This is a genomic window from Erwinia sp. E602, from assembly GCF_018141005.1.
Lineage (GTDB): Bacteria > Pseudomonadota > Gammaproteobacteria > Enterobacterales > Enterobacteriaceae > Erwinia.
This window is the reverse complement of record NZ_CP046582.1, coordinates 1,494,584-1,508,906: the sequence shown is the minus strand read 5'-3', so window position 1 is coordinate 1,508,906 and position 14,323 is coordinate 1,494,584. Positions and strand designations below refer to the sequence as shown.

Below are 14,323 nucleotides of genomic sequence, written 5' to 3'. Positions count from 1 at the left end.
GGCTGCGGCCGCCTGTTTTATTATCCGCGCAGCATATCAATGTGCGGAATGCCGTCCTCGTCGTACACCTCTCCCGTCGCTACAAAACCCGCGCTGCTGTAAAAGCGTTGCAGGTGCGCCTGCGCCGAAAGAAACTGCGGCTGCTGCGGCCAGTGGCGTTCACAGCAGGCTATCGCATGTTTGATTAAACGGCTGCCGAGGCTCAGGCCGCGCGCCTCGCTGCTGACGATCACCCGACCGATTTTCACCGGCTCGCCGGCGGCCTGTGGCGCGAGAATGCGGGCGTACGCCAGCAGCCGGTCTTGATACAGCCCGAGCAGATGGCGGTTGCCCCCCAGCAGATCGGCCCCATCAATATCCTGATAGACGCACCGCTGTTCAACCACAAACACCTGGCTACGCAGCGCCAGCAGCTGGTAAAGCCGGGCGGCGCTCAGCTCGCCGTGGTGTAGATCCTGCCACTCAATTTCCATCGTTTCCTCGCAAAAAAAATCGGGCCACAGGGGCCCGATTGTTATCGATATCCGAACGTTTTATCTCACGGCGTCGCCAGCTGCACCAGCGAAATCAGCGGCTGCGGGTAGACGCCCAGCAGCAGCACCAGCACGGCGGAGATCAGCACCACGATACCGCCCGCGGTAGTGGCCCAGTTCGCCGGGGTGTCGCGCTGCATCAGTTCCGGGCCGGCCAGATACAGGCTGACGGTAACGCGCAGATAGTAGTACAGGCCGATGGCGCTGCCGAGCACCAGCGCGCCGGTCAGCCACCACAGGTGCGCCTGCACGCCGACGGCGATCACGTAGAACTTACCGATAAAGCCGAGAGTCATCGGGATACCGGCCAGCGACAGCATCATCACGGTCATCACCGAGGCCAGGATCGGGCGATGCCAGAACAGGCCACGGTAGGAGTAGAGTGAATCGGCATCCGCGCCGCGATACGGGCTGGACATCAGCGTCACCACGCCGAACGCGCCGAGGCTGCTGAACAGGTAGCCGGCCAGATAAACGCCAACCGCTTCCAGCGACAGCCCCTGCGACTGCACGGCGATCAGCGCCACCAGCAGATAGCCGAGGTGGGCGATCGACGAGTAGCCGAGCAGGCGCTTGATGTTACGCTGCGAAATCGCCATCAGGTTACCGAACAGCATGGAGGCAACGGCAATAATACCCAGCACGGTGCGCACGCCTTCGCTGTCGACGGCCGGCGCGTTGATAAACAGACGCATCAGCACGCCGAAGATGGCAATTTTGCTGGCGGTGGCCAGGAAGGCGGTAACCGGTGCCGGAGCACCCTGATACACGTCCGGCGTCCACAGGTGGAACGGCACCAGCGACAGCTTAAAGCCGAAGCCGACGATCATCAGGCCAATACCGGCCAGCAGCAGCGGCTGCTGGACCAGGCTGTCGTTAAGGCTCTCACCGAGCGCGACGAAGCCCAGGTTGCCGCTGTTGGCATACACCAGCGCCATACCGAACAGCAGGAAGGACGACGCTGCGGCAGACAGGATGGTGTACTTAATCGCCGCTTCCAGCGACCGGTTCTGCTGGAAGGCGTAGCCCACCAGACCGAACAGCGGCAGCGACAGCAGCTCAATACCGATAAACAGCGCCGCCAGGTGGTTGGCGCTGGCCAGCACCACGCCGCCCAGCGCGGCAATCAGCACCAGCAGGTAGAACTCTTCTTTGTTATCCGGGTAGGTGCTCAGCCACGGATAGGCGAAGGTGCAGGTCGCCAGGCTGGCGAGGATCACCAGCCCGGTGTAGAGCATCGAGTAGCTGTCCACCCGCAGCAGCGGGGTGACGTCCATTGGCCCTGCCTGGCCGACAAAGTACAGTGAGAACAGCGCCAGGTTAAGACCAATCACCGCCAGCGTCGCATTGACGAAGTGGTTGCGTCGCCACGCAATGGACAGCATCACAACTACCACCGTCAATCCGACGATCAGCAGCGGTAGAAGCGCGATCAAGTGTTGAGGAGTTATTGTCATGGCGAATTACGGCCTTGTAGTTGAAATTGAAGCGGTAAACCACTGCTGGATATTACTCATCGCAGCGTGGGAGGTGTCCAGAATCGGCTGCGGGTAAACCCCCACCAGCACCAGCAGAACCACCAGGACCATAATCATCAGAAACTCACGTGGCGACATGCTGCGCAGTGGCGTATCTGACTTAGGCGCACCGTAGTAAGCGCGCTGCATCATGATCAGTGAGTAAACCGAGGCAAACACCAGACCGAAGGTGGCAATAACGATAATCACCGGTGCGCTCTGGAAGCTGCCGGTCAGGATCATAAACTCACCGACAAAGTTACCGGTGCCCGGCATGCCGAGGTTGGCCACCGCGAAGAACAGGGACAGCCCCGGCAGCCACTTGATGCGTGACCACAGGCCGCCCATCTGGCGCATATCGCGGGTGTGCAGGCGCTCATACAGCTGGCCGCAGAGGATAAACAGCGCCGCCGCCGACAGGCCATGGGCGATCATCTGCACCACTGCCCCCTGGAAGGCCAGCTGGCTGCCGGTGTAGATAGCAATCAGCACGAAGCCCATATGCGAGATGGAGGTGTAGGCGATCAGACGTTTGATATCGTACTGAGAGAACGCCATCCACGCACCGTAGAAGATGCCGATGATACCGAGCCACATGGCAATCGGTGCGAACTCGGCCGACGCGTTCGGGAACAGCGGCAGTGCAAAGCGCAGCAGGCCGTAGGCGGCGGTTTTCAGCAGGATCCCGGCCAGGTCAACGGAACCGGCGGTCGGTGCCTGGCTGTGCGCGTCCGGCAGCCAGCCGTGCAGCGGCACCACCGGCATTTTTACCGCGAAGGCGATAAAGAAGCCGAGCATCAGCAGGTATTCCACGCCGTGCGACATTGGCGTCTTCAGCAGCAGCTCGTAGTTGAACGTCCAGACGTTGGTAGCGCTGTAGTGCACAAACACCAGCGCCAGAATGGCGATCAGCATGATCAGGCCGCTGGCCTGGGTGTAGATAAAGAACTTGGTGGCGGCGGTAATTCGCGTCTTGCCGTCGGAAGCCTTGTGGCCCCACAGCGCGATCAGGAAGTACATCGGCACCAGCATCATCTCCCAGAAGAAGAAGAACAGGAACATGTCGATGGCGAGGAACACACCGATCACGCCGCCGAGGATCCACAGCAGATTGAGGTGGAAGAAACCGTGCCACTTCTCAATCTCGTTCCACGAACAGAGGATCGCCATCACGCCCAGCAGGCCGGTCAGCACGACCATCAGCAGCGACAGGCCGTCCAGCGCCAGGTGGAAGTTAATGCCGAAACGCGGGATCCACGGCACGGAGAATTCGGATTGCCACTGCGGCAGCCCGGTCGCCTGGGTCAGTGAGTAACCGCCCTGCAGCCACAGCTGCAGTGACAGGACCAGCGTCAGTCCCATCGCGATCAGTGCTATCCAGCGCGGTGCTTTCGGTCCGAAACGTTCGAACTGCCAGGCCAGCAGGCCACCGACGAAGGGTAGTATAATGAGCCAAGGTAATAACATGGCGATCTGTTCCCTTTAATGAATCTGAACGGGCCGATGACGCCCAACTTTCAGTTTGTTTTTAAGCCATCTTTTCGGGGGGGAAAGCCCCCCCACTCACTAACCTTTACAGCACCATCAACAGGCCCAGCACCACCACGGCACCGATGCTCATCGCGGCCAGATACCAGCGCAGATATCCGTTCTCACTCACCAGCAGCCCTTTGTTACTCAGGCTGGCCAGCCCTGCCGGGATGTTCATCAGCGAGTTCAGCGGGTCGCGTGAGAGCAGCCGGGCAATAACCAGGTAAGGCTTAACGAAGACTTTGTCGTACAGCCAGTCGAAGCCCCAGGCAGCAAACCACCAGGTGGAGAAGAAACGACCCGGCGCGCTGTTGGCGATGGAGGTCACCAGCGAGCGTTTGCCCAGCCAGAGCGCCGCGGCCAGCAGAATACCGACAATCGCCACCACGCCGGAACCGATCTCGAGCCACAACACGCTGCCGTGCGCCAGCTCGGTGGTTTCCGGCAGTACGCCGCGCAGCGGTGGCACAATCAGCGCACCGATAAAGGTTGAGAGCACCAGCAGCACCAGCAGCGGCAGGTGATGGGTAATCCCCTTGCCCGCGTGCGCGTGGATCTTCTCTTCACCGTGGAAGGTGATGAAGATCATGCGGAAGGTGTAGAGCGACGTCATAAAGGCCCCGGCCAGGCCGGCAACCATCAGGTTGAGATGACCGTTAGCCAGCGCACCGGCAAGGATCTCATCCTTACTGAAGAAGCCGGCAGTGATCAGCGGCAGTGCCGACAGCGCCGCGCCGCCTACCAGGAAGCAGGTGTAGACCAACGGAATGCTCTTACGCAGGCCGCCCATCTTGAAGATGTTCTGCTCGTGGTGACAGGCAAGGATCACCGAACCGGACGAGAGGAACAGCAGCGCTTTAAAGAACGCGTGCGTCATCAGATGGAAGATAGCCGCGTCCCACGCCTGCACGCCCAGCGCCAGGAACATGTAGCCAATCTGGCTCATGGTCGAGTAGGCCAGCACGCGTTTGATGTCGGTCTGCACCAGCGCGGCAAAACCGGCCAGCAGCAGCGTTACCGCACCAATAATGCCAACCAGGTGCAGAACGTCCGGCGTTAACAGGAACAGGCCGTGGGTACGGGCAATCAGGTAAACGCCGGCGGTGACCATGGTCGCCGCGTGGATCAGGGCAGAAACCGGGGTCGGACCCGCCATCGCATCGGCCAGCCAGGTCTGCAGCGGCAGCTGAGCGGATTTACCGACCGCGCCGCCCAGCAGCATCAGGGTAGCCCACTGCAGCATCTGGTTGTCAGCGGCGAAGTGCGCCGGTGCCAGTTCTACCACCTCACGGAAGTTCAGCGTGCCCAGCTCGTTCCAGAGGATGAACAGCGCAAACGCGAGGAACACGTCACCGACGCGGGTGATGACGAAGGCTTTCATCGCCGCCGCACCGTTGTTCGGGTTGGTGTAGTAGAAGCCGATCAGCAGGTAGGAGCAGAGGCCCACGCCTTCCCAGCCGAGATACATCAGCATCAGGTTATCGGCCAGCACCAGAACCACCATGCTGGCGATAAACAGGTTGGTATAGGCGAAGAAGCGCGAGTAGCCCTCTTCCCCACGCATATACCAGGAGGCGAACATATGGATAAAGAAGCCGACGCCGGTGACCACCGACAGCATGGTCAGCGACAGGCCGTCCAGCGTCAGGTTAACGTCAATCTTAAAGTTGCCAACCTGCATCCAGGTCCACAGCGCCTGGTTAAACACCTGCTGACCGTTGTTGAAGAAATCCACGCCGGCATACAGGGTGACCAGCGCCGCCAGGCCCACCGAGCCCATACCGACGGTTGCTGACAGGTTCTCGGACCAGCGGCCACGGGAGAACGCCAGCAGCAGGAAGCCGATCAGCGGAAACAGGACTGTTAAATAGAGAAGGTTCATCCGCGCATCTCGCTCACTTTATCAATGTTGAGGTTCTGGCTGCGGCGATGAAGCTGCAGCAGCAGCGCCAGGCCAATGCTGGCCTCCGCTGCAGCCAGGCTGATCGCCAGGATAAACATCACCTGGCCGTCTGCCTGGCCCCAGTAACTCCCCGCCACCACGAACGCCAGTGCCGCAGCGTTAATCATGATTTCGAGGCTAATCAACATAAACAGCAGGTTGCGGCGGATCATTACCCCGGTCAGGCCGAGGACAAACAGGATCGCCGCCAGAATCAGGCCGTGCTGCAGAGGGATCATAGCTGCTCCTCTTTACGATTTTTAGCCGCGTCAGCCGGGCGGTTGCTGAGCACCTCGCCCGCACGCTGTTCACGTCCGATGTGATACGCCACCACCAGACCGGCCAGCAGCAGCATTGACGCCAGCTCGACCGCCAGCACGTAAGGTCCGAACAGGCTGATGCCGACCTGTTTCGCGTCGATCATCGTGCCTTCGATGCCCTGGTCATTCACCGTGCGGATGGCATAGACAATCACCGTCAGCAGCACCAGTGACAGCAGGCCCGGGCCTGCCCACATGCCCGGCTTCAGCCAGTCACGCTCCTGCTGCACTTCGGCACCGCCGAGGTTCAGCATCATCACCACGAAGACGAACAGCACCATAATGGCACCGGCATAAACGATAATCTCCAGCGCACCGGCGAAATAGGCACCGAGTGAGAAAAACACGCCGGAGACCGCCAGCAGTGAGACGATCAGGTACAGCAACGCATGTACCGGGTTGGTGTGGGTGATCACGCGCAACGTCGCGACCACCGCCACCAGACCACACAGATAAAACGCAAATTCCATGCCTGGCTCCTTAAGGTAACAAGCCTTTGACGTCGATGGGTGGAGCTTCGTTTTCAGCGGAGCCTTTATCTTTACCGTCGATCGCCATACCCGCCATCCGGTAGAAGTTGTATTCCGGGTATTTGCCCGGGCCGGAGATCAGCAGGTTCTCTTTTTCATAGACCAGATCCTGGCGTTTAAACTCACCCATTTCGAAGTCCGGGGTCAGCTGAATCGCCGTGGTCGGGCAGGCTTCTTCACACAGGCCACAGAAGATGCAGCGCGAGAAGTTGATGCGGAAGAACTCCGGATACCAGCGGCCATCGGCCATTTCGGCCTTCTGCAGCGAGATACAGCCCACCGGGCAGGCAACCGCACACAGGTTACAGGCCACGCAGCGCTCCTGGCCGTCCGGATCGCGCGTCAGCACGATACGGCCACGGTAACGCGGCGGCAGATAAACCGGCTCTTCCGGGTACATCATGGTTTCACGTTTCGCGAAGGCGTTCAGGCCAATCAGCCAGATACTGCGTAACGTGGTGCCGAAACCAACGGCAAGTTCTTTTAATGTCATGTTCTTAACCCCTTACTGCGCCGTGTACAGAATCACTGCGGCGGTAGCCAGCAGGTTCAACAGCGTCAACGGCAGACAAACTTTCCAGCCGAACGACATTACCTGGTCATAGCGCGGACGCGGCAGAGCAGCACGAATCAGAATAAACATCATCATGAAGAAGGCCGTTTTAATAGCGAACCAGAAGATCGGTGGCAGCCACGGACCGTGCCAGCCGCCGAAGAACAGCGTCACAATCAGCGCGGAGACGGTGACGATACCGACGTATTCACCGACGAAGAACAGGCCGAACTTCATACCGGCATATTCAATGTGGTAACCATCGGCCAGTTCCTGCTCCGCTTCCGGCTGGTCAAACGGGTGGCGGTGACACACCGCAACGCCGGCGATACAGAAGGTCATAAAGCCGAGGAACTGCGGGATCACGTTCCACAGGTGAGTCTGGCTGTTAACGATCTCAACCATGTTGAACGAGCCGGCCTGCGCCACCACGCCCATTAACGACAGGCCGAGGAACACTTCGTAGCTCAGGGTCTGCGCGGAGGCACGCATCGCACCCAGCAGCGAGTATTTGTTATTACTCGACCAGCCGGCGAACAGCACCGCATACACCGCCAGGCCCGCCATCATCAGGAAGAACAGCAGGCCGATGTTCAGGTCTGCGCCCATCCAGGTGGAGGTAACCGGCACGATCGCCATCGCCAGCAGCAGCGAGGTAAAGGCGATCATCGGTGCCAGGGTAAAGATCACCCGGTCGGTAAACGGCGGGATCCAGTCCTCTTTAAAGAACATTTTGATCATGTCGGCCACCAGCTGCAGCGAGCCGCCCCAGCCGACACGGTTAGGTCCGTAGCGGTTCTGGAACAGGCCGAGCAGGCGACGTTCGCCGAAGCTCATAAAGGCACCGCAGCCGACCACCACGAACAGGATCACCAGCGCTTTACCCACGGCGATCAGCACATCAATCACTTCCGGTGTCAGCCAGTTCATTGGACTGCCTCCTGCAGATTGTCAATTTCAGCGCCCGACAGGAACGGCGGGATGCCCGGCAGACCGAGCGGCAGACCCACCTGCCCTGCCTGCAGCTGGCTGGAGAAGCGTACCGGCAGACGCAGCTGCTCACCCTGACAGGTAAACTGCAGCACCGCACCGGCATTAACGCCCAGCTTCGCGGCGTCCTGCGGGTTGACCACCACGCAAGGCGCGGCCATACGCTGCTGGATAACCGGTGCACGCTGGGTCATCTCCTCACTGCCAAACAGCTGGAAGTAAGGGGCGACGCGCCAGCTGTTCTCACTACCGGTAAAGGATGCCGGTACGTTATCGAACCATGCCAGCTGGCCTTCGGCCGCTTCGAACAGACGCACGCCCGGATCGCCGTTACGCAGTTTACCGCCCACTTCCGCCTGGAATTTATTCCATGCCTGCGGTGAGTTCCAGCCTGGTGCCCAGGCAAACGGGATCTGCGAGCGCGCGGCGCCCGGCTGGTTGTTCCCTTCCATCGAGAAGGCGAACATGGTGTCTTTATCCTGCGGCTGACGCGGTTCATGCACGCTGATGTTGGCGCGCATCGCGGTACGGCCGCTGGAGCGGTGCGGTGAACGCGACAGCTTCTGACCACGAATACGGAAACTGGCATCCGGCGCGGCGTCTTTGATCGCAGCCAGCTGCGGCAGTGCCGCCACACAGGCGTCAATCACGTGATCCAGCTGGCTCCAGTCCACTTCGCGGCTGTTGATGGTGCTCTGCAGGGAATGCAGCCAGCGCCAGCTCTCCAGCATCTGTACTTTTTCGTCGTAGTAAGCCGGGTCATACACCTGGAAGAAGCGCTGTGCGCGGCCTTCCTGGTTAATCACCGTGCCATCGCTCTCGGCAAAACTGGCCGTAGAGAGGATCAGGCCGGCCTGTTCGGTGGTTTTGGTGCGCTGATGGTCGATAACGATCACGTTGGCGGTGTTGCTCAGCGCCGCGTCAACCTGCGCTTTCGGCAGGTGGCGATAAAGGTCGTTTTCCAGCACGATAGCCGCATCGGCTTCACCGCTGGCCAGCTGGCTCAGCGCTGCGTCAAGCGTCTGACCGCCGATCAGACCGACACCGATGCTGTTTGTTGCCGTTGGCAGCAGGGTGATACCGACGTCGGCACCGCGCCCTTTCAGCGCTTTCGCCACGTTGGCCGCCGCCTGAATCACCGCTTCACTGCCGGCGTTGGTGCCGGAGATGATCAGCGGTTTACGGGCACCGGCCAGCGCCTGCACCACGACGTCGATTTTACCAGCGAGAGACTTATCAAGATCGCTCACCGCCGGTGCGCTGGCGTCCAGCTCATGGGCGATAGCGAAGCCGAGGCGCGCCTGGTCTTCTACCGGGGCGCGATAGCTCCACGCGGCGATGTCATCCATGCGGGTTTCGTCAACGTTAGTAATAAACAGCGGGTGTTTGGCGTTCTGTCCGATGTTAAGGATCGCCGCAATCTGCCAGTCGGCGACTTTCTGCGCCGCGGCCATATCACGGGATTTCCCCTTCACCGCCTGACGAACGGCCAGCGCAATGCGCGCGCCGGTCTGGGTCAGATCTTCACCCAGCACCAGTACCGCATCGTAGCTTTCAATATCGTGCAGCGATGGCGTGTGGATACCGCCGTCGCGCAGGATGCTCAGCATCAGCTCCAGACGCGCCTGCTCGCCCGCCGGGATGCCGGTAGAGAAGTTCTCAGCGCCGACCAGGTCGCGCAGCGCAAAGTTGCTCTCAACGCTGGCGCGCGGGGAACCGATACCGATTACCTTCTTCGCCTGGCGCAGCACATCGGCTGCCCCCTGCATCGCCTGCTCGGCGTTGAGGGCGATCCAGTCGTTGCCACGACGCTGCAGCGGCTGGCGCGGACGATCTTTCAGGTTTACGTAACCGTAACCGAAACGGCCCCGGTCACAGAGGAAGTAGCTGTTAACGGTGCCGTTGTAGCGGTTTTCAATGCGGCGCAGCTCGCCATAGCGCTCGCCCGGGCTGGTGTTACAGCCGATGCTGCACTGCTGGCAGATGCTTGGCGCGTACTGCATGTCCCACTTACGGTTATAACGCTCGGAGTGGGTTTTGTCGGTGAACACGCCGGTCGGGCAGATTTCTACCAGGTTGCCGGAGAACTCGCTCTCCAGCACGCCATCTTCCGGGCGGCCAAAGTAGACGTTATCGTGCGCGCCGTACACGCCGAGGTCGGTGCCGTCGGCGTAATCTTTGTAGTAGCGCACGCAGCGGTAACAGGCGATACAGCGGTTCATCTCGTGAGAGATAAACGGACCGAGATCCTGATTGCGGTGGGTACGCTTGGTGAAGCGGTAACGGCGGAAGCTGTGGCCGGTCATCACCGTCATATCCTGCAGGTGACAGTTGCCGCCCTCTTCACACACCGGACAGTCGTGCGGGTGGTTGGTCATCAGCCACTCGACCACGCTTTCGCGAAACTCTTTCGCTTCACCATCGTCGATTGAAATAAAGGTGCCGTCAGACGCTGGCGTCATACAGGACATCACCAGACGACCGCGGGTATCTTCGGCGTTAGCGTACTGTTTTACCGCGCACTGGCGGCAGGCGCCAACGCTACCGAGCGCCGGGTGCCAGCAAAAATAGGGAATATCGAGGCCGAGGGAGAGACACGCCTGTAGCAGGTTGTCTCCGCCATCCACATCATATTCTTTACCGTCTACATGAATTGTAGCCATAGTGAACATGCTTCCGTAAGGCCCGTCATAAACGGGCGTTAAACTTTGCTTACCAGCGCGCCTTTAACAGGTTGGGCTGGATGCCGCTAATTGCGTGAGCGTTGCTGTAAACCTGAGGCGCCATCCCCGCTTCGAACTCTTCGCGGAAGTATTTAATGGCGCTCTGCAGCGGCTCTACCGCACCAGGCGCATGCGCACAGAAGGTTTTACCCGGGCCGAGCTGGCGGCAGAGTTGCAGCAGGGTTTCAATATCCCCAGGCTGCCCCTGCTTACGCTCCAGCGCGCGCAGAATTTTGACGCTCCACGGCAGGCCATCGCGGCAGGGCGTACACCAGCCGCAGGATTCGCGGGCGAAGAACTCTTCCAGGTTACGCACCAGCGACACCATATTGATCTCGTGGTCCACCGCCATCGCCAGCGCGGTACCCAGACGGCTGCCGGCTTTGCCAATGGTGGCAAACTCCATCGGCAGGTCGAGGTGCTGCTCGGTGAGGAAGTCGGTCCCGGCACCGCCCGGCTGCCAGGCTTTAAACTTCAGCCCGTCACGCATGCCGCCGGCGTACTCTTCGAGGATCTCGCGCGCGGTGGTGCCAAACGGCAGTTCCCAGACGCCCGGGTTTTTCACCCGGCCAGAGAAGCCCATCATTTTGGTACCGGCGTCGTCGCTGGTAGAGATGTTCTTGTACCACTCCACGCCGTTGGCAAGGATCGCCGGCACGTTGGAGAGGGTTTCCACGTTATTTACGCAGGTCGGCTTGCCCCAGGCACCGGCCGAGGCCGGGAACGGCGGCTTGGAGCGCGGGTTGGCGCGGCGGCCTTCCAGCGAGTTAATCAGCGCCGTCTCTTCACCGCAGATGTAGCGGCCGGCACCGGTGTGGACCATCAGCTCGAAGTCAAAGCCGGTGCCGAGGATATTTTTACCCAGCAGGCCCGCTTCGGTGGCTTCGGCAATCGCGCGGCGCAGGTTTTCCGCCGCCTCGATATACTCGCCGCGCAGGAAGATGTAGCCGCGGTAGGTTTTCAGCGCGAAGGCGCTGATCAGCATGCCTTCCACCAGCTGGTGTGGCATCTGCTCCATCAGCAGACGGTCTTTATAGGTGCCCGGTTCCATCTCATCGGCGTTACACAGCAGGTAACGGATGTTCATGGACTCGTCTTTCGGCATCAGGCTCCACTTCAGGCCGGTGGAGAAGCCGGCACCGCCGCGCCCTTTCAGGCCGGAGTCTTTAACCGCATTGACGATCTCTTCCGGTGACATGCTTTTCAGCGCTTTTTCCGCGCCGGCATAACCGTTTTTGCTGCGGTATTCGTCAAAAAATACCGGTGCCTTATCCTCACGCATCCGCCAGGTCAGCGGATGGGTTTCGGCAGTACGCACGATCTGTCTCATTGATACTGCTCCAGTAATTTGACGATACCTTCCGGGGTCAGATGCACGTGGGTATCATCACCCACCATCATTACCGGCCCTTTGTCGCAGTTACCGAGGCAGCAGGTTGGCAGCAGGGTAAAACGCCCGTCCGCGGTAGTCTGGCCTGGCTTGATATGCAGATTCTCTTCCAGCGCCGTCTGGATCCCCTGATAGCCGGTGATATGGCACACCACGCTGTCACAGTAACGGATCACATGGCGACCCACCGGCGTGCGGTAGATCTGGCTGTAGAAGGTGGCAACGCCTTCAACGTCGCTGGCCGGGATGCCCAGTACGTCGGCAATGGCACCGATCGCGCCGTCCGGCACCCAGCCGCGCTGCTTCTGTACGATTTTCAGCGCTTCAATAGAGGCGGCACGGGCATCTTCGTAGTGGTGCTTCTCATGCTCGATGGCGTCGCGCTCTGTCGCACTCAGCATGAAAGCTTCAGTAACTTCGATCGTTTCGATCGCAATTCGTTGATCGTGCATAATTAGCGGTCCACGTCTGACATAACAAAATCAATACTACCGAGGTATACGATCAGGTCGGATACCAGGCTGCCGTTGATCACCGAAGGGATCTGCTGCAGGTGCGGGAAGCTCGGCGTGCGCACGCGGGTGCGGTAGCTCATGGTGCTGCCGTCGCTGGTCAGGTAGTAACTGTTGATCCCTTTGGTCGCCTCAATCATCTGGAAGGATTCGTTGGCCGGCATTACCGGGCCCCAGGAAACCTGCAGGAAGTGAGTGATCAGGGTTTCGATATGCTGCAGCGTGCGCTCTTTCGGCGGCGGCGTGGTCAGCGGATGGTCGGCTTTGAACGGGCCTGCCGGCATGTTCTTCAGGCACTGCTCCAGAATGCGCATACTCTGGCGCATCTCTTCCATCTTCAGCATCACACGGGTGTAAGCACAGCTGACGCCATCACCGATCGGCACTTCAAAGTCGAAGTTCTCGTAACCGGAGTACGGACGCCATTTACGCACGTCAAAGTCGAGACCGGTGGCGCGCAGGCCAGCACCGGTAGTGCCCCACGCCAGGGCCTCTTCCATGTTGTAGGCGGAAACGCCTTTAGAACGGGCAATCAGCACCGAGTTCTTCAGCGCGGTCTGTTCGTAGGCTTTCAGACGCTTTGGCATCCAGTCGAGGAATTCGCGCAGCAGGCGTTCCCAGCCTTTCGGCAGGTCATGCGCCACACCGCCGATGCGGAACCAGGCTGGGTGCATACGGAAACCGGTGATGGCTTCCACTACGTCATAAATTTTCTGGCGGTCGGTAAAGGCAAAGAACACCGGTGACATGGCACCAACGTCCTGAATAAAGGTCGAGATATACAGCAGGTGGCTGTTGATACGGAACAGCTCTGATAGCATCACGCGGATCACGTCCACGCGCTCGGGCACTTTGATACCGGCCAGTTTTTCTACCGCCAGCACGTACGGCATTTCGTTCACGCAGCCGCCGAGATACTCGATGCGGTCGGTGTACGGAATGTAGCTGTGCCAGGACTGGCGTTCGCCCATCTTTTCCGCACCGCGGTGGTGGTAACCGATGTCCGGCACGCAGTCGACGATCTCTTCACCGTCCAGCTGCAGGATGATGCGGAACGCACCGTGCGCTGACGGGTGGTTCGGGCCAAGGTTGAGGAACATAAAGTCCTCATTGGCCGTGCTGCGCTTCATGCCCCACTCTTCCGGCTTGAAGGTCAGCGACTCCATCTCCAGATCTTCTTTCTGCTTCGTCAGCTCATACGGGTCAAACTCGGTGGCGCGCGCCGGGTAGTCTTTCCGCAGCGGGTGCCCTTCCCACGTCTGCGGCATCATGATGCGCGTCAGGTGCGGGTGGCCAACCACGTCGATACCGAACATCTCCCAGGTTTCGCGCTCATACCAGTTGGCATTCGGGAAAATTTTGGTGATGGTCGGCACATGCAGGTCATTTTCAGACAACGCCACCTTGAGCATAATGTCGCGGTTGCGTTCAATGGAGATGAAATGGTAGAAAACGGAAAAATCCGCGGCCGGTAAACCGTCGCGGTGGGTACGCAGGCGCTCGTCCATGCCATGCAGGTCATACAGCATGACGTAGGGTTTTGGCAGCTTGCGCAGGAACTCAATAATTTCCAGTAACTGCTCACGACGCACCCAGACCACCGGCACACCGGTGCGGGTAGGCTGCACGGTAAAGGCATCCGGTCCAAAGCGGTTACGCAGCTCGCCGATCACCGGATCATCCTGGTGATCACGGGTTTGCCATAAAGGCTGAGCGAGATCTTGCGTGGTTAAATCTGTCATAGGTTATTCACCATGCTGGCCTGTCACACAGGCACTCAGTG

At 59.9% G+C, this 14,323-nt stretch carries 11 protein-coding genes and 1 pseudogene; all 12 read right to left on the bottom strand.

Annotated elements, in window-relative coordinates; all coding sequences use genetic code 11:
• Window positions 1–20: 20 nt before the first annotated feature.
• The 12 genes and pseudogenes from GKQ23_RS08370 to nuoC all read right to left on the bottom strand — a co-directional run bounded on the left by GKQ23_RS08370 (window position 21) and on the right by nuoC (window position 14,296).
• Window positions 21–473, bottom strand: a complete 453-nt coding sequence (locus tag GKQ23_RS08370; RefSeq protein ID WP_212410266.1) for a GNAT family N-acetyltransferase — start codon at window positions 471–473, stop codon at window positions 21–23.
• Between the two features lie 65 nt (window positions 474–538).
• Complete coding sequence (gene nuoN, locus GKQ23_RS08365) at window positions 539–1,990, bottom strand: NADH-quinone oxidoreductase subunit NuoN (protein WP_056239542.1); 1,452 nt, start codon at window positions 1,988–1,990, stop codon at window positions 539–541.
• 6 nt (window positions 1,991–1,996) lie between these two features.
• Window positions 1,997–3,517 carry an NADH-quinone oxidoreductase subunit M gene (gene nuoM / locus GKQ23_RS08360; RefSeq protein WP_101505251.1) on the bottom strand — a complete coding sequence of 507 codons (1,521 nt, stop codon included), beginning with the start codon at window positions 3,515–3,517 and terminating at the stop codon, window positions 1,997–1,999.
• 106 nt (window positions 3,518–3,623) lie between these two features.
• Window positions 3,624–5,462: an NADH-quinone oxidoreductase subunit L gene (gene nuoL, locus GKQ23_RS08355; protein ID WP_212410265.1), complete on the bottom strand. Its 1,839-nt coding sequence runs from the start codon at window positions 5,460–5,462 to the stop codon at window positions 3,624–3,626.
• A complete protein-coding gene (nuoK, locus tag GKQ23_RS08350; RefSeq protein WP_056239530.1) occupies window positions 5,459–5,761 on the bottom strand; it encodes an NADH-quinone oxidoreductase subunit NuoK in 303 nt (100 codons plus the stop codon). The genes nuoL and nuoK overlap by 4 nt, the downstream gene beginning before the upstream one ends.
• On the bottom strand, window positions 5,758–6,312 hold the full coding sequence (gene nuoJ, locus GKQ23_RS08345) for an NADH-quinone oxidoreductase subunit J (RefSeq protein ID WP_056239527.1): 555 nt from the start codon (window positions 6,310–6,312) through the stop codon (window positions 5,758–5,760). The genes nuoK and nuoJ overlap by 4 nt, the downstream gene beginning before the upstream one ends.
• 10 nt (window positions 6,313–6,322) lie before the next feature.
• Entirely contained in the window at window positions 6,323–6,865 is a 543-nt protein-coding gene (gene nuoI, locus GKQ23_RS08340; protein WP_056239524.1) for an NADH-quinone oxidoreductase subunit NuoI, read from the bottom strand.
• A 12-nt stretch (window positions 6,866–6,877) separates the two neighbouring features.
• On the bottom strand, window positions 6,878–7,855 hold the full coding sequence (nuoH, locus tag GKQ23_RS08335) for an NADH-quinone oxidoreductase subunit NuoH (RefSeq protein WP_056239521.1): 978 nt from the start codon (window positions 7,853–7,855) through the stop codon (window positions 6,878–6,880).
• Window positions 7,852–10,578 carry an NADH-quinone oxidoreductase subunit NuoG gene (gene nuoG, locus GKQ23_RS08330; RefSeq protein WP_056239518.1) on the bottom strand — a complete coding sequence of 909 codons (2,727 nt, stop codon included), beginning with the start codon at window positions 10,576–10,578 and terminating at the stop codon, window positions 7,852–7,854. The genes nuoH and nuoG overlap by 4 nt, the downstream gene beginning before the upstream one ends.
• Window positions 10,579–10,627: 49 nt before the next feature.
• Window positions 10,628–11,968: an NADH-quinone oxidoreductase subunit NuoF gene (gene nuoF / locus GKQ23_RS08325; protein WP_056239514.1), complete on the bottom strand. Its 1,341-nt coding sequence runs from the start codon at window positions 11,966–11,968 to the stop codon at window positions 10,628–10,630.
• A complete protein-coding gene (gene nuoE, locus GKQ23_RS08320; RefSeq protein ID WP_056239511.1) occupies window positions 11,965–12,480 on the bottom strand; it encodes an NADH-quinone oxidoreductase subunit NuoE in 516 nt (171 codons plus the stop codon). Before nuoE ends, nuoF begins: the two co-directional genes overlap by 4 nt.
• Before the next feature lie 2 nt (window positions 12,481–12,482).
• Window positions 12,483–14,296 (bottom strand): annotated as a pseudogene (gene nuoC / locus GKQ23_RS08315) (NADH-quinone oxidoreductase subunit C/D).
• Between the last annotated feature and the right edge of the window lie 27 nt (window positions 14,297–14,323).